General features: G+C 68.9%; 28 protein-coding genes. 22 read left to right on the top strand and 6 right to left on the bottom strand.

From position 1 onward, the window contains the following. Nucleotides 1-57: 57 nt before the first annotated feature. Nucleotides 58-858 (bottom strand): sigma-70 family RNA polymerase sigma factor, encoded by an 801-nt coding sequence (locus tag BQ2383_RS13480; RefSeq protein ID WP_091035007.1) that lies wholly within the window; start codon nt 856-858, stop codon nt 58-60. 196 nt (nt 859-1,054) lie between these two features. Here BQ2383_RS13480 and flgN point away from each other — a divergent pair, with 196 nt between their 5' ends. Genes flgN through BQ2383_RS13430 form a run of 10 tightly spaced genes read left to right on the top strand, consistent with a single transcriptional unit; the run spans nt 1,055 to nt 9,243 of the window. Continuing rightward, nucleotides 1,055-1,537: a flagellar export chaperone FlgN gene (gene flgN / locus BQ2383_RS13475; protein WP_029262230.1), complete on the top strand. Its 483-nt coding sequence runs from the start codon at nt 1,055-1,057 to the stop codon at nt 1,535-1,537. A 13-nt stretch (nt 1,538-1,550) separates the two neighbouring features. Then, on the top strand, nt 1,551-2,960 hold the full coding sequence (gene flgK, locus BQ2383_RS13470; protein WP_091035005.1) for a flagellar hook-associated protein FlgK: 1,410 nt from the start codon (nt 1,551-1,553) through the stop codon (nt 2,958-2,960). 12 nt (nt 2,961-2,972) lie between these two features. Continuing rightward, entirely contained in the window at nt 2,973-3,854 is an 882-nt protein-coding gene (locus BQ2383_RS13465) for a flagellin (protein ID WP_091035003.1), read from the top strand. Next, nucleotides 3,851-4,222, top strand: a complete 372-nt coding sequence (locus BQ2383_RS13460; protein WP_091035001.1) for a flagellar assembly protein FliW — start codon at nt 3,851-3,853, stop codon at nt 4,220-4,222. The genes BQ2383_RS13465 and BQ2383_RS13460 overlap by 4 nt, the downstream gene beginning before the upstream one ends. Nucleotides 4,223-4,282: 60 nt before the next feature. Beyond that, nucleotides 4,283-4,900, top strand: a complete 618-nt coding sequence (gene tsaB / locus BQ2383_RS13455) for a tRNA (adenosine(37)-N6)-threonylcarbamoyltransferase complex dimerization subunit type 1 TsaB (RefSeq protein WP_091034998.1) — start codon at nt 4,283-4,285, stop codon at nt 4,898-4,900. Beyond that, nucleotides 4,897-5,385 (top strand): ribosomal protein S18-alanine N-acetyltransferase, encoded by a 489-nt coding sequence (gene rimI, locus BQ2383_RS13450; RefSeq protein WP_091034994.1) that lies wholly within the window; start codon nt 4,897-4,899, stop codon nt 5,383-5,385. The genes tsaB and rimI overlap by 4 nt, the downstream gene beginning before the upstream one ends. Beyond that, a complete protein-coding gene (gene tsaD / locus BQ2383_RS13445; protein ID WP_091034991.1) occupies nt 5,382-6,449 on the top strand; it encodes a tRNA (adenosine(37)-N6)-threonylcarbamoyltransferase complex transferase subunit TsaD in 1,068 nt (355 codons plus the stop codon). The genes rimI and tsaD overlap by 4 nt, the downstream gene beginning before the upstream one ends. After that, entirely contained in the window at nt 6,446-6,934 is a 489-nt protein-coding gene (locus BQ2383_RS13440; RefSeq protein WP_091034989.1) for a hypothetical protein, read from the top strand. Before tsaD ends, BQ2383_RS13440 begins: the two co-directional genes overlap by 4 nt. A gap of 4 nt (nt 6,935-6,938) precedes the next feature. Beyond that, nucleotides 6,939-8,063 (top strand): hypothetical protein, encoded by a 1,125-nt coding sequence (locus BQ2383_RS13435; protein ID WP_091034986.1) that lies wholly within the window; start codon nt 6,939-6,941, stop codon nt 8,061-8,063. Then, nucleotides 8,047-9,243 (top strand): hypothetical protein, encoded by a 1,197-nt coding sequence (locus BQ2383_RS13430; protein ID WP_091034983.1) that lies wholly within the window; start codon nt 8,047-8,049, stop codon nt 9,241-9,243. Before BQ2383_RS13435 ends, BQ2383_RS13430 begins: the two co-directional genes overlap by 17 nt. A 22-nt stretch (nt 9,244-9,265) precedes the next feature. Here the strand turns inward: BQ2383_RS13430 and BQ2383_RS13425 are convergent, their stop codons facing one another. Beyond that, complete coding sequence (locus BQ2383_RS13425; protein WP_432206345.1) at nt 9,266-10,471, bottom strand: THUMP-like domain-containing protein; 1,206 nt, start codon at nt 10,469-10,471, stop codon at nt 9,266-9,268. A gap of 163 nt (nt 10,472-10,634) precedes the next feature. On the opposite strand from BQ2383_RS13425, the gene groES reads away from it, so the two are divergent. The 3 genes from groES (at nt 10,635) to BQ2383_RS13410 (ending at nt 13,445) form a co-directional block, all read left to right on the top strand. Next, entirely contained in the window at nt 10,635-10,931 is a 297-nt protein-coding gene (gene groES, locus BQ2383_RS13420; protein WP_028502311.1) for a co-chaperone GroES, read from the top strand. Between the two features lie 183 nt (nt 10,932-11,114). Then, nucleotides 11,115-12,047, top strand: coding sequence for an EamA family transporter RarD (rarD, locus tag BQ2383_RS13415; protein ID WP_091034978.1), 933 nt, complete (start codon nt 11,115-11,117; stop codon nt 12,045-12,047). Between the two features lie 144 nt (nt 12,048-12,191). Further along, nucleotides 12,192-13,445: an ABC transporter substrate-binding protein gene (locus tag BQ2383_RS13410; protein ID WP_091034977.1), complete on the top strand. Its 1,254-nt coding sequence runs from the start codon at nt 12,192-12,194 to the stop codon at nt 13,443-13,445. 118 nt (nt 13,446-13,563) lie between these two features. On the opposite strand, the gene BQ2383_RS13405 is transcribed toward BQ2383_RS13410, so the two are convergent. Genes BQ2383_RS13405 through BQ2383_RS13390 form a run of 4 tightly spaced genes read right to left on the bottom strand, consistent with a single transcriptional unit; the run spans nt 13,564 to nt 17,676 of the window. Continuing rightward, entirely contained in the window at nt 13,564-14,361 is a 798-nt protein-coding gene (locus BQ2383_RS13405) for an ABC transporter ATP-binding protein (RefSeq protein ID WP_244176013.1), read from the bottom strand. Continuing rightward, nucleotides 14,358-15,353 carry an ABC transporter ATP-binding protein gene (locus BQ2383_RS13400; RefSeq protein WP_205829191.1) on the bottom strand — a complete coding sequence of 332 codons (996 nt, stop codon included), beginning with the start codon at nt 15,351-15,353 and terminating at the stop codon, nt 14,358-14,360. Before BQ2383_RS13400 ends, BQ2383_RS13405 begins: the two co-directional genes overlap by 4 nt. Next, nucleotides 15,343-16,320, bottom strand: a complete 978-nt coding sequence (locus tag BQ2383_RS13395; RefSeq protein ID WP_091034972.1) for a branched-chain amino acid ABC transporter permease — start codon at nt 16,318-16,320, stop codon at nt 15,343-15,345. The genes BQ2383_RS13400 and BQ2383_RS13395 overlap by 11 nt, the downstream gene beginning before the upstream one ends. A gap of 3 nt (nt 16,321-16,323) precedes the next feature. Then, nucleotides 16,324-17,676, bottom strand: coding sequence for an ABC transporter permease subunit (locus tag BQ2383_RS13390; protein WP_374225446.1), 1,353 nt, complete (start codon nt 17,674-17,676; stop codon nt 16,324-16,326). A 251-nt stretch (nt 17,677-17,927) separates the two neighbouring features. Here BQ2383_RS13390 and guaB point away from each other — a divergent pair, with 251 nt between their 5' ends. The 9 genes from guaB (at nt 17,928) to BQ2383_RS13350 (ending at nt 26,496) form a co-directional block, all read left to right on the top strand. After that, nucleotides 17,928-19,430 carry an IMP dehydrogenase gene (gene guaB / locus BQ2383_RS13385; RefSeq protein ID WP_091034967.1) on the top strand — a complete coding sequence of 501 codons (1,503 nt, stop codon included), beginning with the start codon at nt 17,928-17,930 and terminating at the stop codon, nt 19,428-19,430. 92 nt (nt 19,431-19,522) lie between these two features. Next, the gene (locus BQ2383_RS13380) at nt 19,523-19,837 is read left to right on the top strand and encodes a DUF2277 domain-containing protein (protein WP_091034964.1); all 315 of its coding nucleotides are present in this window, start codon (nt 19,523-19,525) and stop codon (nt 19,835-19,837) included. 143 nt (nt 19,838-19,980) lie between these two features. Beyond that, complete coding sequence (locus BQ2383_RS13375) at nt 19,981-21,024, top strand: response regulator (protein WP_091034962.1); 1,044 nt, start codon at nt 19,981-19,983, stop codon at nt 21,022-21,024. Continuing rightward, complete coding sequence (locus tag BQ2383_RS13370) at nt 21,024-22,013, top strand: ATP-grasp domain-containing protein (protein WP_091034959.1); 990 nt, start codon at nt 21,024-21,026, stop codon at nt 22,011-22,013. The genes BQ2383_RS13375 and BQ2383_RS13370 overlap by 1 nt, the downstream gene beginning before the upstream one ends. Continuing rightward, the gene (locus BQ2383_RS13365; RefSeq protein ID WP_091034957.1) at nt 22,010-22,723 is read left to right on the top strand and encodes a PHP domain-containing protein; all 714 of its coding nucleotides are present in this window, start codon (nt 22,010-22,012) and stop codon (nt 22,721-22,723) included. Before BQ2383_RS13370 ends, BQ2383_RS13365 begins: the two co-directional genes overlap by 4 nt. Then, nucleotides 22,723-24,210, top strand: coding sequence for a glycosyltransferase family 2 protein (locus BQ2383_RS13360; RefSeq protein WP_091034954.1), 1,488 nt, complete (start codon nt 22,723-22,725; stop codon nt 24,208-24,210). Before BQ2383_RS13365 ends, BQ2383_RS13360 begins: the two co-directional genes overlap by 1 nt. Beyond that, nucleotides 24,207-24,350, top strand: coding sequence for a hypothetical protein (locus tag BQ2383_RS19395; protein ID WP_167381624.1), 144 nt, complete (start codon nt 24,207-24,209; stop codon nt 24,348-24,350). Before BQ2383_RS13360 ends, BQ2383_RS19395 begins: the two co-directional genes overlap by 4 nt. After that, nucleotides 24,347-24,694, top strand: a complete 348-nt coding sequence (locus tag BQ2383_RS13355; RefSeq protein WP_029262253.1) for a response regulator — start codon at nt 24,347-24,349, stop codon at nt 24,692-24,694. The genes BQ2383_RS19395 and BQ2383_RS13355 overlap by 4 nt, the downstream gene beginning before the upstream one ends. Then, on the top strand, nt 24,691-26,496 hold the full coding sequence (locus tag BQ2383_RS13350) for a sensor histidine kinase (RefSeq protein WP_091034952.1): 1,806 nt from the start codon (nt 24,691-24,693) through the stop codon (nt 26,494-26,496). Before BQ2383_RS13355 ends, BQ2383_RS13350 begins: the two co-directional genes overlap by 4 nt. The last annotated feature ends 17 nt before the right edge of the window (nt 26,497-26,513 follow it).

Here is a 26,513-nt window from a genome sequence, read left to right as displayed (position 1 = left end):
TGATGACGACTACCCGGATCTTCTCCGGTCGCGAGAGCGACCTTCGGAGGTGTCGGGCTAGGCGGGGGCCGATTCGCGGAAGACGCCGGCGATCCGCGCGCTGGCCGCGTCGGCGATCCGCGTGAAGTAGGCGTCCCGTGCTCCGGCCGACACCCGGGTCGTCGTGGCGGGGGCGGCGCCTTCGGCGAAGTACCGGTCCAGGGCGTCGCGCAGCAGGCGGATGGCCTCCGACCTCTGTTGCGACACCGCGGAGTGGGTGACGCCGAGTTCTTCGGCGATCTCCTTGACGGGGCGCTCTTCGAAGTAGACGCTCTGCACGATCCGGCGCATGCGCTCCGGCAGCGCGGCGACGGCCTGCTCGAGCACCTCGCGGCGCTCTCCGACGAGCGCCGACTCCTCAGGAAGCGGGATGTCGGCTGCCACGTCGCGGGCGGCGGGGTCTTCCAGAGTGGTGACGGTGCGGGCGGCATCGCCGAGGGCTTCGAGGACGACATCCTTCGCGACGCCCATCGTGGTGGCGACCTCGGCCGCTGTCGCCGTTCTGCCGAGTCCTGCGGTGAGGGTCTCGCGCACGGCGACCGTCTCTTTGATGCGCTTGCGGATGCCGCGGGAGGCCCAGTCCATGGAACGCATCTCATCCGCGAACGCGCCGAGGATGCGGCGGCGCGCGTAGGCGCCGAAGGGGACGCCCAGCGACGGGTCGAAGGCATCGGCGGCGGTCACGAGCGCGAGCGCTCCGACGGCCGCGAGCTCGTCACGGGGGATATGGGTTGCTCGGTTGTGCGTTTCAGAGGCGAGGTAGCCGACCAGGGGGAGGTTGCTCTCGATAAGGAGATTGCGCTCAGCGCGCGACGACATGGGGGATGATCCACCTCTCTGGATTCACTCCGGAAGCTCCAAGGAGATGAGTAGATGCACTTATCACACTTCTTGTGATCTGTACATGGGGAGAACTACCCACCGCCGTTCCACATAGTAACCTTAGGGGCGCGGCAGCCGATAGTGACCTTTGGCCGCGTTAACAGGCGTGGCGATCACTGGGGAAAAGGGGATCATGGGAGCCAACGAACTATCGATACAGCTGTGGCGCGAGCGTGAACTGCTCGAGATGCTGCTCTTCAAACTAGACGAACAGCAGCTGCTGCTCGCGGCCGGACGATCCCAGTGGATCCAGTTCGCCGCGCGTGAGATCGATCAGGTCCTCGATCGCCTGCGCGGCGCGGGACTCGCGCGCACCGTCGAGGTCGCCGCGGTCGCCGAGGAGTGGGGGGCTCCGGAGGGTGCGACGATCCGCGAACTCGTCGCACACGCGCCGGAGGGCGCGTGGCAAGAGGTTTTCGCCGACCACATGCGCGCGCTGACGAAACTCGCCGCCGAGGTCGAGCAGCTGCGCGACGCGAACACGGAGCAGCTCAGCGGCGTGCTCCGTGCCACTCAGGAGACGCTCGCCGCGCTGGGGCACGAGACGGGCGAGTACACGACGAACGGTGACCGCGCACGCGACGACGCAGCGCGCATCATCGACACCGAGATGTGACCGGAAGGGGATCATGTCGACCTTCAGCGGATTGAACACCGCGGCCAGCGGACTCGCGGCCGCCCGACGCGGCATGGACGTAGTCGGGCAGAACATCGCCAACCAGAAGACCGAGGGGTACACGCGCCAGCGGGTGCAGACCTCCGCGGTCTCGGCTATCGCCCAGTCGGGCCGATTCAGCGTCGGCGCTCTGCCGGGACACGGCGTCTCGATCGACGGCGTCGCCCGTCTCGGTGATGCCCTGCTCGACGCCCGGGTCCGCGACTCGCTCGCCGCATCGGGCTTCTGGTCCACGCGCGCCGTCGCCGCGACCACGATCGAGGCCTCGCTCGCCGAGCCCACCGAGAACGGACTGGCGGCGCGACTGTCGAAGTTCTGGTCCGGGTGGCAAGATCTCGCCAACACACCGGACTCCGGTGCAGCGGCATCCACCATCCTCGAATCCGCCAAGGAGCTCGCCTCCCACATCGCCGGCGGTTACCGCACCGTGGCCACCCAGTGGAGCGACGCGCGCGCGACGGCCGAGCGCACGGTGACGCAGGTGAACGCGGCTGCGGACCAGATCGCGGTGCTCAACGGCGAGATCCGCGACGCCCTCGCCTCCGGGCGCTCGGCGAACGAGCTCATGGACCAGCGGAGCGTGCTCGCACAGAACGTCGCCCGCATGTCCGGGGCGGCGGCCACGATCGAGAGCGACGGGTCGATGACCCTCCGCGTCGGCGGCAACGCGCTGGTCTCGGGTTCCGATGCGCGCCACCTCGTCCTCAACGGCCCGGCCACGATCGACGCGGGGCAGCGCTTCACCGTCTCGTGGGCATCCGCCCCCGATCTCCCGGCCTCGATCGACGGCGGTGAGCTCGGTGGCTCGCTCGCCGTGCTCGCGCCGGCAGCCGACGGCGGGATGCTCGCTCAGCTCGCCTCGACCTACGACGCGGTGGCGACGGCCCTCGCCGGGGCACTGAACGCGCAGCACCGTGCGGGCGTCACCTCGTCCGGGCAGCCGGGTGGAGACTTCTTCACCCTTCCGACGACCGGGTCGGCCGCGCTCGGACTGCGGGTCGCCGTGACGACCCCGTCCGAGCTGGCGCTCGCCGCACCGGGTGCCGGTGCGCTGGATGCGACCAACGCCGACCTGATCTCGCAGATCGGGCGCGGCGCCACCTCGCCCGACGCGCTCTGGTCCGATCACGTCACGCGCTTCGGCGTCGCGACGGCAGCCGACGTGCAGCGGGCGAAGGTCTCCGATTCGGCGGCTGTCGCCGCGGTCGGGGCGCAGCAGTCCGTCGCCGCCGTCGACGGCGACGAGGAGACGATCAGCCTGCTCACCTACCAGACCGCCTACCAGGCCGCAGCCCGCGTGATGACGGCGGTGGACGAGGCGCTCGACGTCCTCATCAACCGCACCGGCCTCGTCGGACGCTGATAAAGGAGCACCGTGATCTCTCGAGTGACATCGTCATCCATGACGCAGACGGCGATGCGCCAGCTGCAGTCCAACCTCACCGAGCTGGCGCGTCTGCAGGAGCAGGCGACGTCGCAGCGGGCTTTCGCCACTCCGTCCGAAGACCCGGCGGCCGCGGCCGCCGCCCTCGCCCTGCATGCGGAGCAGCGCCGCAACGGCCAGTACGCACGCAACATCGACGACGGGCTCGCGTGGGTAACGGCGGCGGATGTCGCGATAACCGCGAGCACGTCGCTGCTGGGCCGGGTCCGCGACCTCACCGCCCAGGGGGCGAACGACGGTGCGCTGGATGCCACCGCCAAGGAGGCGCTCGCCGTCGAGCTCGAGGGCATCCGCAAGGAGCTCCTGTCCCAGGCGAACACCCGGCTTCTCGGTCGCTCGGTGTTCGCCGGCACCTCGGACACGGCGGCGTTCGCCGCGGACTACTCGTACAGCGGCGTGGCGGGCTCCGAAGTCAGCCGTCGCGTCTCGGATGCGGCATCGGTCCGCGTCGACACCGACGGCGCCGCGGTCTTCGGTACCGGCGATGACTCGGTGTTCGCGCTCGTCGACAAGATCGTCGCCGACCTCCGCTCCGGAACGAACGTCGGCCCTCGTCTCGCAGAGATCGACGATCGACGCACCGCCATGCTCGGAGTGCAGGGTTCCGTCGGAACACGCCAGTCTCAGATCGAACGCGCCAAGGAGGCGGCAGTGCAGAATTCCGTGTCCCTCGAATCCCGCCGCACGGCGGTCGAGGACGTCGATTCGATCGAGGTGCTCGTGCGTCTGCAGGCGCAGGAACTCGTGTACCGCTCCGCGCTCGCGGTGAACGCGCGCGTTCTCCAGCCCTCGCTGATGGACTTCCTGCGATGACCGCCGCACTCAGCTTCCTCACGCCCCCTCCCGGACTCGCGCCGCACGTCGATTTCGCTCTCGCGCCGGTCGACGGTGCCGACGGCCTGTTCTCGATGCGAGCCGTGGACGACGCGGATCTGCGCCTGTACCTCGTCGACCCCCGGACCGTGCTCGGCGAGTATGCGCCGATCCTCAGCGACGAGCAGGCCGAGAACCTCGCGCTCGGCTCGGCCGACGACGCACTGGTCCTCGTGGTAGCCCATCCTTCCGCCGAAGGCGTGAGTGTGAACCTGATGGCGCCCGTGATCGTCAATCGCACCACGGGAGCCGCGTCGCAGGTGATCCTCGAGGATCAGGACTACCCGCTCCGCGCGCCGCTGGGCTGAGGCGCGAGCCGCGGGCACTCCGGGCCGCTCTCCCAGCGCGACCACGGCTACCCTGGAGACGTGATCCTTGCCGTCGACACCTCCCTGGGCACCGCTGTCGCCCTCATCGATGCCGACGGGGCGCGACGCGCCGAAACCGCCGCCACCGACCCGCTGGGCCACGCCGAGGTGATCGGCGACCTGCTCCTCGAGGCGCTCAGCGATGCGGGTGACGGCGAGGTGACGCATGTCGTCGCCGGCATGGGCCCGGGACCCTTCACCGGGCTCCGCATCGGCATCGCCGCGGCACGGGCCTTCGCCCTCGGACGCGGCATCCCGGTCGTCCCGGTCCCCAGCCATCTCGCCGCCGCGCTCACCGCACTCGAGACCGAGTCGCAGCCGTTCGCGATCGTCACCGACGCCCGCCGCCGTGAGGTCGCGATCACTGTCTTCGACGGGGTGGATGCCGATGGGATCCCGCGCGTCATCGCCGACACCGTCCTCGTGCGGGCGGCCGACGCCGACGCGCACCTCGACGGCATCCGCCGCATCGACGTCGCCACGCTGTCGGCACCGGACCTGGCGCGCGTCGGAGCACGCGCCCTGGCCGCCGGTCGCACGCTCACGGGCGACGAGCCGCTGTACATGCGCCACCCCGACGTGACGGTGCCCGGTGCGCCGAAGAAGGTCGGCTCATGACCCTGCGCGACGCCACCGTGGACGACCTCGACGCGATCATGGCGATCGAGGAGCGCTCTTTCCCGACCGACGCGTGGAGCCGCGAGACCATGGCCGCCGAGCTCGCGAGCATCCACGGCCGCTACCTGGTCGACGAGCACGACGACCAGGTCATCGGCTACGGCGGCGTGCGTGCCCTGACCGGCAGTGCCGACGCCGACATCCAGACCATCGCGCTCCTCGCCGAGCACCGCGGACAGGGCCGGGGCCGCGCGCTCCTGCACGGGCTGCTGGCCGCGGCGGCCGAGCGCGGTGCCCGTGAGGTGTTCCTCGAGGTCAGAGCCGACAACCCCGCGGCAGAGGGCCTGTACCTCGCGGAGGGCTTCGAGGAGATCGGCCGTCGCCCCCGCTACTATCAGCCGGACGACGTGGACGCGATCGTGATGCGTCTGGAACTGCGCCGCCACCCGGCATCGCACGACACGACCGAGGAGGCGAAGGCATGAGCGAACCTCTGGTCCTCGGCATCGAGACGAGCTGCGACGAGACGGGCATCGGCATCGTCCGCGGGCGCACCCTGCTCTCGAACACCATCGCGTCGAGCATGGACGAGCACGCCCGATACGGCGGCGTCGTGCCCGAGGTCGCCGCGCGGGCGCACCTCGAGGCGATGCAGCCCGCGATCGACGCGGCGCTCGCCGAAGCGGGCGTGGGTCTCGATGACCTCGACGCGGTCGCCGTCACGAGCGGTCCCGGTCTCGCGGGTGCCCTGATGGTCGGAGTGGGAGCGGCGAAGGGCCTCGCCGTCGCGATCGACAAACCGCTGTATGCCGTCAACCACCTCGTCGGACACATCGCCGCCGACATCCTGACCGCCGATTCCGCGCCGCTCGAGTACCCGACCATCGCGCTGCTGGTCTCCGGTGGCCACACTTCGCTGCTGCACGTCCGCGACCTCACCACCGATGTCGAGCTGCTCGGCGAGACGATGGACGACGCCGCCGGCGAAGCCTTCGACAAGGTCGCCCGCCTCCTGTCCCTGCCGTACCCCGGTGGTCCCGAGATCGACCGGGCGGCGGCCGATGGCGACCCGAACGCCATCCGGTTCCCGCGCGGGCTCTCCCGCGCCTCGGATCTGGCGAAGCATCGGTACGACTTCTCGTTCTCGGGTCTGAAGACCGCCGTCGCGCGGTGGGTCGAGCGCTGCGAGGCCGACGGGGTCGAGGTACCCGTGGCCGACGTCGCCGCGAGCTTCCGCGAGGCGGTCGTCGACGTGCTGGTGACCAAGGCGCTCGCGGCCTGCGCCGACCTCGGGGTGCCGCGCCTGCTGCTGGGTGGCGGTGTGATCGCGAACCGTCGGCTGCGCGAGGTCGCCCTCCGGCGTGCCGATGAGGCCGGCGTCACGGTGCGGATCCCGCCGCTGTCGCTGTGCACCGACAACGGTGCGATGATCGCTGCGCTGGCGGCCGAGCTGATCTCCTCGGGCCGCCGCCCGTCGACTCTGGCGTTCGGGGCGGACTCCACGCTTCCGGTCACCGAGATCCAGATCGCCGAGGCGGTGCCCGCATGAGCGACGGCTCCGGCTCGCGCGACGCGAAGACTCCCGCCACGCCGCCGGCGCGCGTCGAACGCGCCAGCGACGAGGTCGAGCAGCATCCCGGGGCAGCGCCGCGGCTTCCCGGTGCCCGTCGCGAGGGGTACACGAAACTCCCCACCGGCCCCGTCGGCATCGAACCGGTGGTGGTGAGCGGACCCGACATCGACGCCCCGGCGGAGGCGGAGTGGGAGCCGACGACGGGCGCCATCCCCATCGACGACACCCGGCTCGCGCCGTGGGCCCTGCTCGCCGCGATCGTGGCCCTCGGAGCGTCGTTCTTCGTCGGTTGGGGGATCCCCGTCGCGGTGGTCGCGGTCATCGCCGCGATCATGTCGCTGCGGCGTCCGCTCGAGAGCCGTGCGATCGCGCTCTGGGCGCTCGTTCTCGGCCTCTGCGCCACGGTGTACAGCCTGGGCTGGTTGGTCTGGGCGGGCATGCAGTTCGAGAAGCTCGGCTGACCGGATGCTCGAGCGGGAGGAGTCGGAGGAGCTGCGTTCTCTGCAGGCGCGGGCGTACGGTCGTGATTCCGCGCTGACTGAGGCCGAAGCCGAACGTCTTCGCGAGCTGGAGGACCGTCGGGTCGCACCGGCCGCCGAGAGCGGATCCGCAGAGCGCGTCGTCGCCGGACCACCCGTCGAGGATTCGGAGTCTGCGGCGAAGTCAGCGGGAGCCGACGATGCCGCCGATGAAATCGATGCTGCCCCTGCCGGAGTGCCGGCGGGCGAACCCTCAGCAGGCGTCGAGGACGGAGCATCGTCCGCATCGTCGTCCTGGCGCTCCGCGCTCTCCGCACTGCGTCCTCGCTGGCGCCCGGTCGCCCTGGCGGCGGTCGTGGTGCTCGCGATCGGAGTGGGGATCGGCTGGCTCGCGTTCGGTCGATCCGGCGCCGCAGCGGTGGAGTTGACCGCCGATCAGCAGGGATGGCAGAACGATCTCGTCGCGACCGGTGTGTATGATCCCGGTTCGATCCACGCGCTCGGCGTCGAGGAGGACGTGGTCATCTGGACGGCGACGAAGGGCGGCCAGGAGCGCACCTGCCTGATCCTGGGCACGGGCGAGGCGACGGTTCCGACCTGCGAACGCACCGAGATGATCGCCGCGACCGGCATGTACGGCTCGATCTCGGTCAAGGGCAAAGGGGACCTGCAGCGCGAGGTCAGCGCGCAGATGCTCTTCACCGCGTCGGGCGAACCCGCTGTCGCGGTGAGCGCGTACGACTACGACACGAGCGAGAGCGGCATCACCTACGCGAACGAGGCGGAATCGGAGGCCGCGGCCCGGTTGTCGGAGAACGGCTTCGAGGCCGGCTCGCTCTGGGTGGTCGGCTACGACGGCGACGTGCCGATCTGGACCGCCGTGCAGACCGAGTCGCAGAACCAGTGCCTCATCTACGACGGGTCGACGGATGAAGCTCCAGTGGCCTGCGCCGACCCGCAGACCATGCAGGAGCAGGCCTCGGGCCTCGTGCTCAACGTCGTCGACGCCGAGACGGGTGGCGTGACGCACCTGGAGTTGATGTCGAATCGGGGGCCCGGGTATCTGACCATCACCCGGGAGGGAGATGCCTCGGGTGCCGTCGGCGACTGAGGCCGAAGAGCTTCGGGTCCTGCAGCGAAAGGCCTATGGCCGGAGTGGACTGCTGACCGAGGCGGAATCCCAGCGTCTGCGCGCGCTCGAGGATTCGCATCGTTCGAGCTCTGCCGTCGTTCCACCCGAGCGGATCGAGCCCGGCGGAGAATCCGACAGCGCTGGCGGGCCGACGAGACAGGATCAGGCGGAACGGGTGATCGGGCTCGTCGATGAAGCGCTCCCGGTGTCCGATGCCGCCGACGTTGCCGCCGGGAGAGACCCACAGGACGCTCCGGACTCGCAGGCATCGCCGACGTCGCCGCCGATGCCGACGACGGCTCGAGGTGTGACGCGCCGTCGGGCGATGATGACGTCGGTCGCTGCGTCCGCCGTCCTGCTCGCGATCGGGGTCGGCGTCGGCTGGGGACTGTTCGCACCGCGGGCCGCGAGCATCCCGTTGACGCAGGAGCAGCAGCAGCGCCGGGGAGAGCTGGCCACGGAGGCGTTCGATCCCGGGTCCATCCGCGCGGTGGCGCAGGACGAGGATGCACTGGTCTGGTACGCGACGAAAGACGAAGGATCGGACGCCTGCCTGATCCTCGACGTCGGCGTGCAGTCGCAGACCAACTGTCTCGCCGCGGAAGAGACGGAGCGCGGCTTGTCCACATCGCTGACGCTCCCGGGCGACACGGGTTCCGACACGATCCACGCCACGATGCTCCTCTCGACGGCGGGGGAGCCGCTGGTCGCGATCCAACGATGGGGCGGGATCGATTCGCTCCTGGCCCAGTTCCCCGAAGAAGTGCGCGACCGAGCGGAATCGCTCACCACGGAGGGGTTCGAGCTCGGCCTCTCGATGGTCGGAACCTTCCGAAACGCGCCGGTGTGGCTGGGGGATCGGCTGTCGGATGCCGGAGCGACGGAGCGATGCCTGATCGTGGATGCCGCCGGTCCCGTGGTGTGCAAGCCCTCAGAGACCGCATTCGCGGAGGGCCTCACCGTGAAACTCGAGACCGTCGATCCCTCGGGCGCGCGGGTCTCGACCGCCGCGCTCGACCTGCAGTTCACGGGCCAGCTGACGCCGTACCTGTCCGTCTCGGTCGAGTCCGCGGTGCCCGGCGTCGAGAACGACCCCGTCGTGATCCAGGTGTCGCCGGGTGAGCAGATCGAGGTCGAGGACCCGAGCGACGGCGGCTGACCCCGGCGGGGCTCGGCGACGGTCAGCTGGCGGCAGGAACCCGATCGGCGAGGATCGCCCGCCGCTGATCGCCGATGCGCGCGAGGATCAGCGTGGCCTCCTGATCGCCGCGCAGCACGAGCTTCTTCCGGAACGCCGCGGGGTCGATGTCGACTCCGCGCTTCTTGATCTCGATGCGACCGATGCCGTGCGCCTGGAGAGCGGCGCTGATCGCCTTGGGGTTGGCGGGCAGGGTCTCGCGCACGCGGAACGACTGCACGAACGGGCTCGTCAGCGCGGCATCCGACGTGAGGTAGGCGATGTGCTCGTCGAGCATCCCGGCGTCGAGGCTCCGTGCGACATCGCCGATCAGGCGGGCACGGATCACGGCGCCGTCGGGCTCGTGCAGGAAGGCGCCGAGCTCGCGCACGGGCTCGTCGGCGACGTCAGCGGGCGCGGTCATCTCGTGCGAGCGGTCGTCGCGGATCACGAGTGCCGAGCGCCGCACGCCTTCTCGGGCGAGGGCGCCGCTCCACACGACCAGCTCGACGACGCTGCCGTCGGCGCTCACCCACTGCGCCTCGGCGTCGACGGGAAGAGTGTCGCGGTCGTGCGCGGGGCCGAGCTTGATGCCCGTCGGCACGCGCGCGGCGACGTCGAACGCCCAGTCCAGCGAGGGGGAGTAGTCGTCGGCAGAGACACGACGGGTCTCGCTGTGCCCGGAGGTGCGCCGCGCCGGGTCCATCCAGATCGCGCGCGCGGCCGACGCCTCCGCGCCCTCGAAGGCGTCTTCCGCCGTGCCGTGCCGCACCACTGCACCCTCACCGAACGGGGCGAGGTTGTAGGCCGCGATGGCGGCGGTCACCTCGTCGGCATCGACGGCGAGCACGTCGAGCCCGGCTCCGGCGAATGCGAGTGCGTCGCCACCGATCCCGCAGCCGAGATCGGCCACGGTCGTGAACCCCGCGCTGCGGATCCGCTGGGCGTGCCGTGCGGCCACACCGAGCCGCGTCGCCTGCTCGAGCCCGGCTCTGGTGAACAGCATCCGCGCGGCGAAGGGGCCGAACTTCGCCGTCGCCTTGGACCGCAGGTGCGCCTGGCCGACCACCGCCGAGACCAGTTCGGGGGAGTGTCCGGCGGCACGCAGCCGCGACACGGCCCGCGCGACGTCGGCGGTCGACCCGATCGTCCCGACCGCGTCGAGCAGTTCGAGACCGGCGGGGATCAGCAGGGCACGCAGCTCGGACATCTCCACGCCCTCAGCCTAATTCCCGCTCGCGTCGGTGAATCGCGGCGTGCGCTGGCACTCGCATTGCATGAGTGCCAGCCCAGCGCATAGACTGGATTAGCACTCTCGGGTTGAGAGTGCGAACAAGTCTTTCGTGTCAGTGTCAAGAAAGAAGAGGTAGACCGTGTCGGTTTCCATCAAGCCGCTCGAAGACCGCATCGTCATCCAGCAGGTCGAGGCCGAGCAGACCACCGCGAGTGGCCTGGTCATCCCCGACACCGCCAAGGAGAAGCCCCAGGAGGGCGAGGTCGTGGCTGTCGGCCCCGGCCGCATCGACGACAACGGCAACCGCGTTCCGATCGACGTCGCCGTCGGCGACCGTGTCCTGTACAGCAAGTACGGCGGCACCGAGGTCAAGTTCGGCGCAGACGAGTACCTCGTCCTGTCCGCTCGCGACGTCCTGGCGGTCGTCGTCCGCTGATCTGCTGAACCCGGTTCCGCCGCTCTCGAAGAGGCGGTGCCCAGGTCCTCGAAGGGGGCTCGGATGCTTCGGCATCCGGGCCCCCTTCTGCATCCCGCCATCGAGCATCCGATTCCTGCCGAACTCCGCGAGGACGGCTCACCGTCGCTCTTCGGACCGTCGACGCGGGCATAGTGTTGTGCGGTGACCCCCGAGACGACCCGCGCCACCCAGACCGCCGGAGTCGCCTACGCCGGAGCCGCCTATCTCCTCTGGGGCGTGCTCCCGCTCTATTTCCTCCTCCTGGTTCCGACCGGTCCGTGGGAGGTCGTCGCGTGGCGGGTGCTGCTGTCGTTCGTCTTCTGCATCCTGCTGCTCACGGTCACGCGCGGCTGGGGGCCGTTCGGCGTGATCCTGCGGCAGCCGAAGCTGCTGGGATGGACTGCGCTCGCGGGTGTCCTGATCTACATCAACTGGCAGGTGTTCCTGATCGGAACGCTCAGCGACAACGTGGTCGAGACGAGCCTGGGCTACTTCATCAACCCGATCACCACGGTGCTGCTGGGTGTCTTCGTCTTGAAAGAGCGCATCCGCAGGCTGCAGTGGGCCGCGATCGCCATCGCCGCGATCGCGGTCGTCGTGATCATCGTGGCTTACGGTGACTTCCCCTGGATCGCGCTCTCGCTGACCGCGTCGTTCGGGGTGTACGGGCTCATCAAGAAGAAGATCGGTCGGGCGGTGGACGCCGTCAGCGGTCTCGCCCTCGAATCGTTCTGGCTCATCCCGATCGCCGTCGTGCAGCTGATCGTGGTCGCGACGACTCCCGCGGGCATCACGATGGGCGGCAACGGGTGGGTGCACGCGGTGCTGCTGGCCTTCGCCGGTGTGGCGACGGCCGTGCCCCTGCTGCTGTTCGCGGCGGGAACCCGCCGGATCAACCTCACGGTGATCGGGATGATCCAGTTCATCACCCCGGTGATGCAGTTCCTCATCGGCGTCGCGATCCTGCACGAGCCGATGCCGCCGGAGCGCTGGGCCGGGTTCATCATCGTCTGGATCGCGATCGGCGTCTTCGTCGTCGACCTGCTGATCGCCGCCCGTCGAGGACGCCGGATCGGCCAGCCCGAACTCGTCTGAACCCGCGGTTCTCCGGCCCGGAATCCCGGTATCGGATCGTTAACGCACCGAGATACTTGCACCCCCTGTGGACGGGTATCACGCCCTAGTGTTAGAGCACCCGCCCGTGGTCACAATCCACGTTCAGTTACGCAAGGGAGCACCATGAACGCAATGAAGGGTTCGCGCACCGCGAAGGTCTTCGCAGGGATCGCTTTGATCAGCGCATCCGCCATCGTCATCGCCGGCTGCAGCAGCACGCCGAACGCCGAGCCCAGCGAAGGTGGTGAGAAGCCGGCCGTCGATCTGACGCTCAAGCTCGGCTCGCTGCTTCCCGCGACCGGCTCGCTCGCCTTCCTCGGCGCTCCGATGGAAGCCGGCGTGCAGCTGGCTGTCAACGAGATCAACGAGGCCGATGCCGGCGTGACGATCGACCTCACCACCGCCGACGAGGGCGACCTCGACAACAAGGCGTACGAGACGTCGATCACCAACCTCCAGAACGAGGGCATCACCGCGATGGTCGGCGCCGCGTCGTCGAGCGTCACCAAGCTCATCCTCGACGGCAACGCCGGCGCGGGCATCCTCACCGTCTCGCCGTCGAACACGTCGCCGGACTTCTCGGGCATCAACCCGCTGTACTTCCGCACGGCACCGAGCGACAACCTGCAGGGCGAGGTCCTCGGCAACCAGATCGCCGAAGACGGTCACAAGACCCTCGGCATCATCTACCAGAACGACCCCTACGGCACCGGTCTGTTCGAGGCCATCAAGTCGACGTTCGAGGGCACCGGCGGCGAGGTCGTCGCCGATGCATCCTTCAACCAGGGCGACGGTCAGTTCAACGCTCAGGTGTCTGAGATCGCGGCCGCCAAGCCCGACGCCGTCGCGGTCGTCTCGTACGACCAGTTCGCGACCATCGCGCCGCTGCTCGGCAACGCGGGCGTCGACACGGGCTCGCTGTACCTCGTCGACGGCAACCTGAAGGACTGGGGCACCGACGTCTCGGTCAACCTCGAGGGCTCGAAGGGAACCCGCGCCGGCGCTGAGCTGCCGCAGGACTTCCTCGACCAGCTCAACGAGGTCTGGACGGCCGACGGCAACGACCCGATCGACGCCGTGACCTACTCGGCTGAGGCCTACGACGCCGTCATCCTCATGGCGCTGTCGGCTCTGGCTGCCGGCTCCGTCGAGGGCGCCGACATGGCTGAGCAGATGGGCACCGTGTCCGGCGGCGGCGACAAGGGTGAGAAGTGCACCACGTACGCCGAGTGCGCCGACATCATCAACGGCGGCGGCACGGCGGACTACGACGGTCTCTCCGGCGAGATCACGTTCGACGAGAACAACGACCCGAAGGGCGCCGCGATCGGCGTCTACGAGTTCGGCGCCGACAACACCACCACGCGCCTCAAGTAAGCGCACAGACGAGGCCCCGGATGCTCAGCATCCGGGGCCTTCGTCGTCCCCCGGCTCACGCATCGGGGACACGAAGAAGGGGGATGCCGCGTGGCATCCCCCTTCTGTGTGACGCGGCTCAGGCGGCGTCGGTGCCGAGCGTGCCGAGGTACAGCCCGATGACCTTGGGGTCGTTCAGCAGCTCGCGCCCGGTGCCCTCATAGGCGTCCTTGCCCTGATCGAGCACATAGCCGCGGTCGCAGATCTGCAGGCAGCGGCGCGCGTTCTGCTCGACCATGATCGTCGTCACGCCCGCCTTGTTGATGTCGGAGACGCGGATGAAGGCATCGTCCTGACGCACGGGGGAGAGGCCAGCCGACGGCTCGTCGAGCAGCAGCACCGACGGATCCATCATCAGCGCGCGCGACATGGCGACCATCTGCCGCTCACCGCCGGAGAGGGAACCCGCGCGCTGCTTGAGGCGCTTGCCCAGCTCACCGAAGATGCTGCTCACGAACTCCAGGCGCTCGGCGAAGATCTTGGGGTTCTGGTACAGCCCCATCTCCAGGTTCTCCTGGATCGTGAGCGACGGGAACACGTTGTTCGTCTGCGGCACGAAGGCCACACCACGGCGGACGAGCTTGTCGGCCTTGAGCCCGACGATGCTCTCGCCCTTCACCGTGACGTCGCCCGAGCGGATCTCGACCATGCCGAAGATCGCCTTGAGCAGCGTTGACTTGCCGGCGCCGTTCGGGCCGATGATGCCGATCAGCTCGCCCTTGTGGGCCACGAGGTTCGCGCCGTTGAGGATGTTCACCCCGGGCAGGTACCCGGCGTGCACATCGTTCAGCTCGACGATCACGTCGTCGTTCTTGATCTCGTTGCGCTCAGCGGGTGCGGGTGCGGGCGCGGGCGTGGGGGCGGATGCGTCGGTCATGCCTTCTCCTCCTCGACGTCTTCGGCCTCGACTTCGGCCTCGACCTCGGTCTCGATCTGCTCCCGGATGCGGACCGCGTCCTCTTCCGAGATCACCGGGAGGCGGCCCGTGACGGCCCCGAGGTCGACGTCCTGGTGTGCGCCCAGGTAGGCGTCCACGACGGCCGGATCCTCCATGACCTGGTCGGGCGGCCCCTCGGCGACGACACGGCCTTCCGCCATCACGACCACCCAGTCGGCGATGTGGCGGACCATATGCATGTCGTGCTCGACGAACAGCACCGTCATCCCCAGATCCTTGAGGTCGAGGATGTGCTCCAGCAGCGACTGCGTGAGCGCGGGGTTCACGCCGGCCATGGGCTCGTCGAGCATGACGAGCGTCGGGTCGCTCATGAGGGCACGGGCCATCTCGAGGAGCTTGCGCTGACCGCCCGAGAGCGATGCGGCGAAGTCCTGCTCCTTGGCGTCGAGCTTGAAGCGGGTGAGCAGCTCGTGCGCGCGCGCCTCGATCTCCTGATCCTGCTTGCGCCAGAGGAAGGGGAACAGCCCCGCCCAGAAGCCCTCGCCGCGCTGGTCCTTCGCACCGAGCTTCATGTTCTCGAGCACGGTCAGCAGCGACAGCGACTTGGTGAGCTGGAAAGTGCGCACCTGTCCCATCCGCGCGACCTTGAACGAGGGGATGCCGGAGAGGTTCTTCCCGTCGAACGACCAGGTACCGGCGTTCGGCTTGTCGAAGCCGCACAGCAGGTTGAACAGGGTCGTCTTGCCGGCGCCGTTCGGGCCGATCAGTGCAGTGATGGCTCCGCGCGGGATCTCCAGGTGGTCGACATCGACCGCGGTGAGACCGCCGAAGCGGCGCTCCACGGCATCGGCGATGAGGATCGGGTCGACCTTCTTGACCCCGGGCGCGGCGGGACCGGCGGCCAGGCCCCCGGTCTTGGCGCGGGGCGTGCTCTTCGCGGGCGTGACCACCGCGTCGTCATTACTTGACAAAGGTCATCTCCCTCTTGTTTCCGAGGATGCCCTGCGGGCGGAAAATGACGATCAGCATCAGCACGACGCCGATCACGATGTACCGCACGACGTCGGCCTGTGCGCCGGACATCGGCAGGTACCCGGCGTTCGCCATCGCGGGGAGGAGCGCGCCGAGGAAGGCGAACACCACCCAGAACAGCACCGCGCCGAGCGTCGGTCCGAGCACGGTGGCTGCGCCGCCGAGCAGGAGGATCGTCCACAGGAAGAAGGTCAGCGACGTGGAGTAGCTGCCGGGGATCACCGCGGACGGCAGGATGAAGATGATGCCGCCGAGGGCGCCGATCACACCACCGACCACGAGCGCCTGCATCTTGTAGGCGAAGACGTTCTTGCCGAGCGAGCGCACCGCATCCTCGTCTTCGCGGATGCCCTTGAGCACACGGCCCCACGGGCTGCGCATGAGCGCCCAGACCACGAGCACGGCGATCACGAGCGCGATCAGTCCGACCACGCGCACCCATAGATCGGTCGCGTTGTAGGTCCATGGGCCGAAGCCGTAGGTGCCTGGGGGGAAGGGGTTCGAGTCGCGGAAGCTCTGGTGATACCCGGAGAGTCCGCCGGCGGAGTTGGTCCAGTCCTTGAAGAGCTCGGTCACGAACATGAGCCGCACCACCTCGGCGGCGGCGATGGTCGCGATGGCGAGATAGTCGGCGCGAAGACGCAGGGTCGGGATACCGAGGATCAGCGCGAACGCCGCCCCGCCCAGCATGCCGACGAGGACGCCGGCCCACCACGGGAACCCGAAGGTCAGGATCGAGATCGCGTAGCCGTAGCCGCCGATGGCCATGAACGCGGCCATACCGAAGTTGAGCAGGCCGGTGTAGCCGAAGTGCACGGCGAGGCCGGTCGCCGCCAGGGCGTACGCGATCGTCGTCGGGCTGAAGAGATAGGAGGCGGTGTTGCCGAAGATGCTTCCGAAGTCCATGTGTCAGCCCAACCTTTCCTTGCGTCCGAGGATGCCTTGCGGCCGCACCAGCAGAATGATGATCAGCGCGACGAGTGCGGTGGCGTACTTGAGATCGGACGGCACACCCAGCAGGGTCGACACCTCGACGGCGAGGCCGACGATGATCGAGCCGATCAGGGCGCCGATCGCCGAGCCGAGGCCACCGAGCGTGATCGCGCAGAACATCAGCAGCAGCATCTGCATACCCATGTCCCACTTCACCCCGGGGCGGAAGTACGCCCACAGGATGCCGGAGATCGCGGCCAGGGCGCCCGCGAGGATCCACACCGTGCGGATGACCTTGTCGACGTCGATGCCGGATGCCGCGGCCAGCTGCGGGTTGTCCGAGATGGCCCTGGTCGCCTTTCCGGTGCGGGTCCTGGTGAGGAAGAACGCGACACCGAGGATCACGATGATGCTCGTCCCCATCGCGATCATGTCGATGTACGACAGCGAGATGGGGCCGAGGCGGATGGGCTCGGGGCTCGCTCCCGGCAGCTGGTAGGTGTTGCCGCCGATGAAGTACTGCATGCCGTAGCGGAGGGCGAGGGAGAGGCCGATGCTCACGATCATGAGCTGGACCACCCCGAGGCCCCTTCGGCGCAGAGGTTTCCAGATCCCGGCATCCAGCGCCCACCCGAGCGCGGCTCCGCCGATGACGGCGGCGATGATGCCGAGCCAGAGCGGCAGATGCCAGAACGTCGTGCACAGCAGCGCGACGACCGCACCCCACGTGACCATCTCGCCGTGGGCGAAGTTGGAGAGGCGGGTGGTGCCGTAGATGAGCGCGGCGCCCATCGAGGCGAGTCCGAGGAGGAGACCGAAGTTCAGGCCCCCGACGATGCGCGACAGGAGCTGGTCGAGGAACGACACGGTGACCCGTTCGCCCGCCCCGAGGAAGAAGTTGACGATCTTCGTGCCGGTGAGGCCGAACTCGAGCTCGAACGACGCGGTCGTCCCCGACACGGGCTGGATGCCCTCGGGGAGCTGCGTCGCATCGACGATGACGCCCTTCGGCAGCGTGGATTCATCCACCGTGAGGGTGTACGTCTCCATCTCCGGCACGTAGAGGCGCCACTTGCCGTCGGCGTCGGTCTCGGTCTCGGCTTCGAAGCCGTTGCCCTCGATGGACATGACGACGCCCTCGACCGGCTCATCCGCGTTGGTGACGACACCGGCGAAGTAGAAGTCCGTGACCTCCTGCCCGTCATCCGTCGTCTCGGCCGAGGCCGATGAGGGGGGCAGGAACAGGAACGCCATGAGCGCCATGAGGATACCGAGGCAGATGACGGCCCAGGGGCGCCTTCGCTGCACGGCGATTGTTGTGGGTCCCACGCAACCTCCACTGTGAGTGCTGTCACTGCGGCATCGGGTATGAACCGCAGGGATGGACGACGCATTTGAGCGTAGTGTGCGATCCCCGAATCACCTACGGTCGCGGTCAACGGTCCGATAACGGCGGGCTCCGGGAATGTTCTCGGGCGCGTCGCGCTTAGAATCTTCATACGGGCCGTGGCCCCGCAAAGGCCGACGTCGACCACCCCCCTCGCACTCGGACATGCGCGACTCGCGCAGAAGGAGAATCCATGGAACAGCACGATCCCTTCGGCTTCGTCGGACTGACGTACGACGACGTGCTGCTCCTGCCGGGGCACACCGACGTCATCCCCAGCGAGGCGGACACCTCGTCGCGGATCACCCGCCGAATCTCGGTCGCCACCCCGCTGCTGTCGAGTGCGATGGACACGGTCACCGAATCCCGAATGGCGATCGCCATGGCGCGCGAGGGCGGCATCGGCATCCTGCACCGCAACCTCTCCATCGCCGACCAGGCCGCGCACGTCGACCGCGTCAAGCGCAGCGAGTCGGGCATGATCACCGACCCGATCACCACGACGCAGGATGCGACCGTCGAAGAGGTCGACAACCTGTGCGCCAAGTACCGCATCTCGGGACTGCCGGTGGTCGACGACGACGGCAAGCTCGTCGGTATCATCACGAACCGCGACATGCGCTTCGTGTCGGGCTTCGAGCGGCAGAGCACCTTCGTCAAAGACGTCATGACGAGCGAGAACCTCGTCACCGCGCCGGTCGGGGTGGCCGCCGGCGAGGTCATCGCCCTGTTCGCGAAGCACCGCGTCGAGAAGCTGCCGCTCATCGACGAGAACGGCAAGCTCGCGGGCCTCATCACCATCAAGGACTTCGACAAGAGCGAGAAGTACCCCCTCGCCACCAAGGACGACCAGGGTCGTCTGCGCGTCGGTGCCGCGATCGGCTTCTTCGGAGACGCGTGGGAGCGCGCCGAGGCGCTGCGCGACGCCGGTGTCGACGTGCTCGTCGTCGACACCGCCAACGGGCAGTCCCAGGGCGTCATCGACCTCGTCCGCCGCCTGAAGGCCGACGCGTCGTTCGAACACATCGACATCGTCGGCGGCAACGTCGCGACCCGCGAGGGAGCGCAGGCTCTGGTCGACGCGGGCGTCGACGCCGTGAAGGTCGGCGTCGGGCCCGGCTCCATCTGCACCACGCGCGTCGTCGCGGGTGTGGGCGTGCCGCAGGTCACCGCCGTCTACGAGGCTTCTCTGGCGGCCCGACCGGCCGGCGTGCCCGTGATCGCCGACGGAGGACTGCAGTACTCCGGCGACATCGCCAAGGCGCTCGTCGCCGGCGCCGACGCCGTCATGCTCGGCTCGCTCCTGGCCGGAACCGACGAGTCCCCGGGCGAGATCGTCTTCCAGTCCGGCAAGCAGTTCAAGCAGTACCGCGGAATGGGCTCGCTGGGGGCGATGCAGACCCGCGGCAAGCAGACCTCGTACTCCAAGGACCGCTACTTCCAGGCCGATGTCCCCAGCGACGACAAGCTGATCCCCGAGGGAATCGAAGGGCAGGTGCCGTACCGCGGCCCGCTCGCCGCCGTCGCCTATCAGCTGGTCGGCGGACTCCGCCAGTCGATGTTCTACGTCGGTGCCCGCACGATCGAAGAGCTCAAGACGCGCGGCAAGTTCGTGCGCATCACCTCGGCGGGGCTCAAGGAGTCGCACCCGCACGACGTGCAGATCGTCGTGGAAGCGCCCAACTACAAGAAGTGACGTCGGATCCCGACGGGATCTTCGCAGAGGGGCCGGATGCCGTGCGCATCCGGCCCCTTCCGTCTGTCCAGGGCGCGGCGTAGCGTGCCGGTATGTGCCGAAACATCGTCCCGCTGAACAACCTCGAGCCCGCCGCGACCGATGACGAGTGCCACGACGCGGCGCTCCAGTTCGTCCGGAAGATCTCCGGAGCGAACGCGCCGTCGCGTGCGAATCAGGCCGTGTTCGACCGCGCCGTCGCTGAGATCGCACAGGCGACGAGAGCCCTCCTCGACGAGCTCGTCACGACCGCGCCGCCCAAGAATCGCGACGAGGAGGCGACCAAGCGCCGTGCACGCTCCGCCGAGCGCTACGAGGCGATCCGGGTCTACCAACAGGAGAAGAAGGCCGCTGCCGCGAGGTCGTGATCCGCGCGGCCCGGGTGGCGAACGGGCTATGCCAGAATCGACATACCCCGCTCGACTTTCCCAGCGGTCCGGTGTTGAAGGCGCCGAGATCGCACTCGCCGATCCCCATCGGTCAGGGAACCTCCCCAAGGAGAGCTGTACAAATGCCTGAGGATGCTCCCAGAGTCCTCGTCGTCGACGACGACGCCGACGTCGCCCTGCTCGTGAAGACCGTGCTCGAGAGGCGGGCCGGCTGCATCGTCGACGTCGCCGAAGACGGGCGGGCCGCCGTCGAACGCGTGGCGCAGGTGCGCCCCGACGTCGTCGTGACCGACATCGAGATGCCCGGACTCAACGGACTCGAACTCCTCGCCGAACTCCGGCGCACGGTTCCCACCGTGCCCGTCGTGGTGATGACCGCCCACGTGTCGGTCGAGTACGCGGTCTCGGCGCTGCGCGCGCAGGCGGACGAGTTCCTCACCAAGCCCCTCGACAACGCCAAGCTCGTCGAGTCGGTCATGCGACTGGTCGAGGAAGGACGCCGTCGCCGGGAGGAGGCGCGCCCGACGGAGCGTGTGCTCGCGATCGGCGCCCATCCCGACGACGTCGAGATCGGGGTCGGCGGACTTCTCGCCGCTCATTCTCGGGCGCAGGACGAGATCACGATCCTCACCCTGTCTCGCGGGGCCCGCGGCGGCGACGCCGCGAGCCGACAGGACGAATCCCTGGCGGCGGCGGAGATGCTCGGCGCCCGGCTGTTCCTGAAGGACCTCGTGGACACCGAGATCTCGGGCGGCGGATCGACGGTGCGCCTCATCGAGGAGGTCGTGCAGGAGATTCAGCCGACCATCGTCTACACGCACTCGAGCAATGACCGGCACCAGGACCACCGCGCCGTGAGCGAGGCCACGATCGTGGCGACCCGCCGCGTGGGCACGGTCGCCTGCTACCAGAGCCCGTCGTCGACGATCGATTTCCGTCCCACCCGGTTCGTGCGGATCGATCAGTATCTCGACGACAAGCTCCGGCTGCTCGAGCGTTTCGGCTCGCAGACGGCGAACCGCGACTACCTGGCTCCCGAGTTCGTCACCGCGACCGCGCGGTACTGGTCGCGGTTCGGCGGCGGAACAGCCGTGGAACCCCTCGAAGTGGTGCGCGAGACGGCCGAGTTCATCGGCGCCCACGAACTCAGCCGACGGGAGAGCTGATGACCACACGTGTCCTGGTGACCGGAGCGGGTGGACCGGCCGGAGTCGCCGTGATCCGATCCCTCCTCCGCCGATCCGATCTGACCGTGTTCGCCGCCGACATGGACGGCTGGGCGAGCGGCATCTATCTGGTGCCACCGGCGCAGCGTCGCCTGGTCCCTCCGGGAAGGGACGACGACTTCGTGCCGGCGATCGCGCGGATGGTCGAGGCGGACCGGATCGATCTCGTGATCTCCACCGTCGACGTCGAGCTCATCGCGCTGGCCGAGCGACGGGACGAACTGGCACCCGCCGTGCTCGCCGCCCCGTCGGCGGACACGCTGAACACCGCGCTGGACAAGCTCGCGCTCGCCGAACGGTGCGCTCCCACCGGTCTCACTCCCCGCACGGTGCTCGCCGGACCCGACGCGCAGGCCGTCGACTGGGAGTTCCCGGTCTTCGCCAAGCCGCGCCAGGGCGCCGGCAGCCGGGGCGTGCGGCTCGTGCCCGATCGTGCGGCACTCGAGGCGCTCCCCACGGATGAGGGTCTGATCGTGCAGGACTTCCTTCCGGGGGAGGAGTACTCGGTCGACGTCATCGCGGATGCGACGGGTCACGTGGTCGCCGCGGTGCCCCGCACCCGTGCCCGGGTCGATTCCGGCGTCGCCATCGCCGGACGCACCGTGCAGGACCCGGAGCTCGAAGAGGCGGCGGCATCGATCGCCCGCGCCATCGGACTCGTCGGCGTCGCGAACGTGCAGCTGCGCCGGGACCGCGCCGGCCGGGCCGTGCTGCTCGAGGTCAATCCGCGCTTCCCCGGCGCGCTGCCGCTGACGATCGCCGCCGGTGTCGACATCCCGTCACTCGTGGCCGACCTGTTCCTCGGACGCGAGCTGCCGGTGCGCGTCCCGTTCCGCGAGGTCGCGTCGGTGCGCTTCCTCGAAGATGTGATCGTCGAGGTCGACGACCTGCTGGTCTCCGAGCACGCGGGTCATCAGGAGGAGCTGTGACCCACGCCGTGCTGCGCGGTGACCATCACGTGCACTCGACCTTCTCGGACGACGCCGTCTCCACGCTCGCGCAGAACGTCGATGCCGCGGTCGCGGCGGGGCTGACCACGCTGCGTCTCGTCGACCACGTGCGTCAGAGCACCACGTGGGTACCCGAGTACCTGGCCGCCGTCCGGGCGCTGCGGGTGCCCGATGGACTGACCGTGCTCTCGGGCGTCGAGGCCAAGATCCTCGATGCTGCGGGCTCGCTCGACATCCCGATCCTCCCGGACGGAATCGACCGGATCCTGATCGCCGACCACCAGTTCCCGGGAACGGAGGGCCCCCTCGGTCCCTCGACCGTGCGCGAACGGATCGCCTCGGGGTGGGCCCCGGACGATGTGCTGGATCAGTTCGTCGACGCGTTCATCGCGACGATGCGTCGGCATCCCGGGAATCAGCTCGCGCACTGCTTCTCGATCCTCCCCAAGATCGGTCTGTCCGAGCTCGATCTCGGCCCGGAGCGCACGGAGGCGTGGGCGCGCGCGGCGGCGCAGACCGACACCCTCGTCGAGGTCAACGAGAAGTGGGGATGCCCCGGCGTTGAAGCGCTGTCGGCCCTCCGCCGCGCCGGAGGAGAGATCGTCGCCTCCACCGACAGCCACGACGCCGCCGAGGTCGGCCGCTATTCGCGCGTGATCCCGCTGCTCGATGCGGTCGGGGGCAGCTGATGGCCGATCTGACCTGGCTGCAGACCGTGTTCGTGGTCATCCTCCTGCTGTGCGTCCTGGTCGGCACGCTGCCGGTGATCAACACGGGACTGCAGTTCCTCATGCTGCCGGTGCACGCGTTCCGCAATCACTACAAGAAAGCCGCGCCGTTCCACCCGAACGTCGCCGTCATCATCCCGGCCTGGAACGAGGGGCTCGTGATCGGGCCGGCCATCGAGCGGCTGCTGCAGCTGGAGTACCCCGCGGAGCGCCTGCGCGTGTTCGTCGTCGACGACGCGTCCACCGACGACACGCCCGCCATCGTCGCGGCGAAGGCCGAAGCCCACCCCGGCCGCGTCGTGCACCTGCGGCGCGAGAAGGGCGGCGAGGGCAAGGCGCACACGCTCAACCACGGCCTGGACGTGGTCCTCGCCGATGCCTGGACCGAAGCCGTGCTCATCATGGACGCCGACGTGATCTTCGCGCGCGACTCCCTGCGCAAACTCAGCCGGCATCTCGCCGATGACAAGGTCGGGGCGGTGACCGCCTACATTGCCGAGGGCAGCCGCGACCGCAACTACCTCACGCGGTTCATCGCGATCGAGTACGTGATCGGCCAGCTCTCCGCCCGTCGGGTGCAGAACGTCGGCGGCGCGATCGCCTGTCTCGCCGGCGGCGCCCAGCTGCATTCGCGGGCCAACCTCGAGGCGATCGGCGGGCACATCCCGACGGGGACTCTCGCCGAAGACACGATGACCACGTTCGAGGGTCAGCTCAAGGGTCGCCGGATGGTGTTCGAGCCGCACGCCGTCGTGCTCGCCGAAGAGCCGCGGACGATCGACAGCCTCTGGAAGCAGCGACTGCGCTGGGCCCGCGGCAACGTGCAGCTGACCTCGATCTACCGCAAGCTGTGGTTCCGTCCGAGCCGCGAGCACAACCTGGGCAGCTTCTCGTTCGGACTGGCCTGGTTCACCATCCTCCTGCTGCCCGCGTTCATGCTGCTCGCCGCGGCGGGAATGCTCGCTCTGCTCGTGCTGCACAGCGACATCGCGGAGTTCGTGTTCCGCTTCATGTGGATCTCGGCGGCCTGCATCTACCTGTATTCGATGCTGTACGCGGTGCAGCTCGATCCCCGTACGGGCCGGCACTCCTGGCGCGAGGCGATCATGTTCCCGGGGCTGGGTGCGCTCCTCCTGATGGCGATCGCCCTCTTCCCGTGGGCATTCGAATCCGGTCTCGAGGCCGTCGGACTGGATCTCACCGACGAGACGCGCATCCTCTGGGCCGTGATCTTCTACCTCTGGGGCCCGATCTCGATGCTCGGGATCTGGCTCGCGCGCGCGGTCGAGAAGCTTCCGGGCGGGCGTTTCTTCGCCGGGCTCCTGCTCTACATCTGCGGCTACGGCTCCCTGCTGTGCGCGATCACCGTGGACTCCTACATCAAAGAGTGGCGTCGTGCCGACGCCTCCTGGATCAAGACCGAGAAGATCGGACGCGTCGACTCATGAACGCTGCACCGTCACCCGAAGCCGAGCGGGAGGAGATCGTCGCGGATGCCCGGCGCGAGCGACGACTGATCCCGCAGGCTGTTCTCGCGCTCGTCGTCGTCGTCGTGGTCGTCGTCGTGCGAGAGCTGTTCCTTCGATGACCGGGAGGCCGTTGGCCCTCGTCGTCGAGGACGCTCCCGACCAGGCTGCGCTCCTGCGGCGTTATCTCGATCGTGAGGGCTTCGATGTCTTCATCGCGCACGACGCCGAGTCGGCGATCGCGGCCTTCCCGGACATCGATCCGGTGGTCGCCGTGCTCGATCTGCTGCTCCCGGGGATCTCCGGGCAGGCCTGCGCGCGCCTGGTGCAGGAGCGATTCCCCGACTGCTTCCTCGTGATCAGCTCGGTGCTCGATGCCGCTGACTACCCGCCGGCGGATGCCGCGCTGCCGAAACCGATCACGGGCGCCGACCTGCATCGCATCGTGGAGCAGGTGAAGCGGTGAGGGCGACCCCGATCGACCGGGCCGAGAGCCGGTGGTACCGGATGTTCGACAACCCGAGCCCGCTGGTCAAGCAGCTGCCGTCGGCGGCCGCGATTGTCATCGCGGCGCTGCTGTCATGGGGGAACGCGGACCTGCCTTTCACGAACCTCGGCGTCGCCCTCCTCGGCATCGGCCTTCTCCTCGCTGCGACGCTGCAGGCTGCGGTGCTCAGCGCCCGTCACGTCTATGACGGCTGGGTCGTGCTGCTCGTCCCGATGATCGACATCATCGGGTTCGGTTTCTTCCGGGCCGGCACGGGCGGCGCCTCGTCCATCTTCGGTTCGCTGGTCATCCTGCCTGTGGTGTGGATCGCGGCCGCCCCCGGCATCCGCTGGGTCTTCGTGGTCGGCGGACTCACCTCCATCGCCCTGCTCCTGCCGTACTTCGCCGATCCGCCCTCGACGTCGGTGGAGTGGCTGCGCGGGGTCATCGGGCCGCTGGTGTTCTCCGCGGTCGCGGCCGTCGTCAATGAGCTGTCCCGACAGCAGCGCATGCGCGTCGACCAGGCGGAGGAGCTCGTCGTCGAACGCACGCGAGCGTTGTCGGAGAACGTCGCGATGATCGTGCAGCTCCGCGACAAAGAACGTCAGTACCGCGAGCTGCTGGACTCGTTCGAGAGCCTGTGGGCGTCGATCACGGCGCAGGCGGTGATCGCGACGGACTGCAGCGGGAAGATCACGGCCTGGAATCCCGGAGCGGAACGCCTGCTGGGACTCTCGGCGGAGGAGGCCCGCGACGACGTGCGCATCGACCGCTTCTTCTCGACGGCGGTCCTGTCGATGCTGGCCGCCGACAACGTCGACCGTCCCGGCTCGGACCACGAGCTTCTGCCCGGCTACGCGGAGCTCTCGCCCGGAATCCAGGCGCTGTTCTCGCAGGCTGACGCCGGGCTCCCGGTCGACGGGGACGTCGAGGTGACGACGGCGGGCGGTACGACGGTTCCCGCCCGGGTCACCGTCACCCCGCACAAGGACGGCGCCGGCGCGCAGCAGGGATACCTGTTCGTGCTCACCGACGAGACCAGGGCGGTCGAGGTCGCGCGCATGAAGGACGAGTTCGTGGGGATGATCTCCCACGAGCTGCGCACGCCGCTGAGCGCGATCATCGGCTTCCTCGATCTGCTGCAGAACGATCCAGGCCAGCCTCTCACCGAGGACCAGCAGGAGTTCGTCGGCATCATCGAGCGCAATGCGAAGCGTCTGCTCAACCTCGTCGGCGATCTGCTCTTCACCGCGCAGGTCGAGTCCGGGAGGTTCCCGCTCGAGCGCGAAGAGGTCGATATCGCCGAGCTCGTCCGATCGGCGGTTGTCTCGGCGGGTCCGCACGCGCAGCGCGAGGGCATAGAGATCGCGGCGGAGGTCGGTGCTGACGCCATTCCTCTCCTGATCGACTCCGGGCGGATCGGTCAGGCTCTCGACAATCTGCTGTCCAACGCGATCAAGTTCACCCCGCGTGGCGGGCGCGTCAACGCCCGCGTCCGTCCGGTCGACGGGGGAGTGGAGCTGGCCGTGCAGGACACGGGCGTCGGGATCCCGGAAGACGAACAGGGGATGCTGTTCACCCGGTTCTTCCGTGCGTCGACCGCGACGCGCAACGCCGTGCCGGGCGTGGGGCTCGGGCTCACGATCACCCGGGCGATCGTCCTGGCGCACGGCGGGAGCATGGATGTCACCAGCCAGGAGGGCGTGGGCACCGAGTTCCGCTTCGTCCTGCCGTCGGCGCCCCGCACCGAAGTGCTGATGAGTGTGAGCCGCGCCGACTGATCTCCCACCGCGAGAGC

Origin of the sequence: Microbacterium oxydans, assembly GCF_900095745.1 — a bacterium.
GTDB lineage: Bacteria > Actinomycetota > Actinomycetes > Actinomycetales > Microbacteriaceae > Microbacterium > Microbacterium oxydans_B.
The sequence above is the reverse complement of the archived record's forward strand: the minus strand, read 5'-3'. Positions and strand labels throughout refer to the sequence as shown.

Bases quoted from the DNA above. Each gene is read 5' to 3' on its own strand.
- BQ2383_RS13440 (WP_091034989.1), top strand. From the start codon at position 6,446: ATGAGCGACGGCTCCGGCTCGCGCGACGCGAAGACTCCCGCCACGCCG.
- BQ2383_RS13380 (WP_091034964.1), top strand. From the start codon at position 19,523: ATGTGCCGAAACATCGTCCCGCTGAACAACCTCGAGCCCGCCGCGACC.
- BQ2383_RS13410 (WP_091034977.1), top strand. From the start codon at position 12,192: ATGAACGCAATGAAGGGTTCGCGCACCGCGAAGGTCTTCGCAGGGATC.
- BQ2383_RS13395 (WP_091034972.1), bottom strand. From the start codon at position 16,320: ATGGACTTCGGAAGCATCTTCGGCAACACCGCCTCCTATCTCTTCAGC.
- guaB (WP_091034967.1), top strand. From the start codon at position 17,928: ATGGAACAGCACGATCCCTTCGGCTTCGTCGGACTGACGTACGACGAC.
- tsaD (WP_091034991.1), top strand. From the start codon at position 5,382: ATGAGCGAACCTCTGGTCCTCGGCATCGAGACGAGCTGCGACGAGACG.
- BQ2383_RS13435 (WP_091034986.1), top strand. From the start codon at position 6,939: ATGCTCGAGCGGGAGGAGTCGGAGGAGCTGCGTTCTCTGCAGGCGCGG.
- BQ2383_RS13375 (WP_091034962.1), top strand. From the start codon at position 19,981: ATGCCTGAGGATGCTCCCAGAGTCCTCGTCGTCGACGACGACGCCGAC.
- BQ2383_RS13480 (WP_091035007.1), bottom strand. From the start codon at position 858: ATGTCGTCGCGCGCTGAGCGCAATCTCCTTATCGAGAGCAACCTCCCC.
- flgK (WP_091035005.1), top strand. From the start codon at position 1,551: ATGTCGACCTTCAGCGGATTGAACACCGCGGCCAGCGGACTCGCGGCC.
- rimI (WP_091034994.1), top strand. From the start codon at position 4,897: ATGACCCTGCGCGACGCCACCGTGGACGACCTCGACGCGATCATGGCG.
- BQ2383_RS13355 (WP_029262253.1), top strand. From the start codon at position 24,347: ATGACCGGGAGGCCGTTGGCCCTCGTCGTCGAGGACGCTCCCGACCAG.
- BQ2383_RS13460 (WP_091035001.1), top strand. From the start codon at position 3,851: ATGACCGCCGCACTCAGCTTCCTCACGCCCCCTCCCGGACTCGCGCCG.
- flgN (WP_029262230.1), top strand. From the start codon at position 1,055: ATGGGAGCCAACGAACTATCGATACAGCTGTGGCGCGAGCGTGAACTG.
- BQ2383_RS13425 (WP_432206345.1), bottom strand. From the start codon at position 10,471: ATGTCCGAGCTGCGTGCCCTGCTGATCCCCGCCGGTCTCGAACTGCTC.
- BQ2383_RS13405 (WP_244176013.1), bottom strand. From the start codon at position 14,361: ATGACCGACGCATCCGCCCCCACGCCCGCGCCCGCACCCGCACCCGCT.
- BQ2383_RS13360 (WP_091034954.1), top strand. From the start codon at position 22,723: ATGGCCGATCTGACCTGGCTGCAGACCGTGTTCGTGGTCATCCTCCTG.
- BQ2383_RS19395 (WP_167381624.1), top strand. From the start codon at position 24,207: ATGAACGCTGCACCGTCACCCGAAGCCGAGCGGGAGGAGATCGTCGCG.
- BQ2383_RS13370 (WP_091034959.1), top strand. From the start codon at position 21,024: ATGACCACACGTGTCCTGGTGACCGGAGCGGGTGGACCGGCCGGAGTC.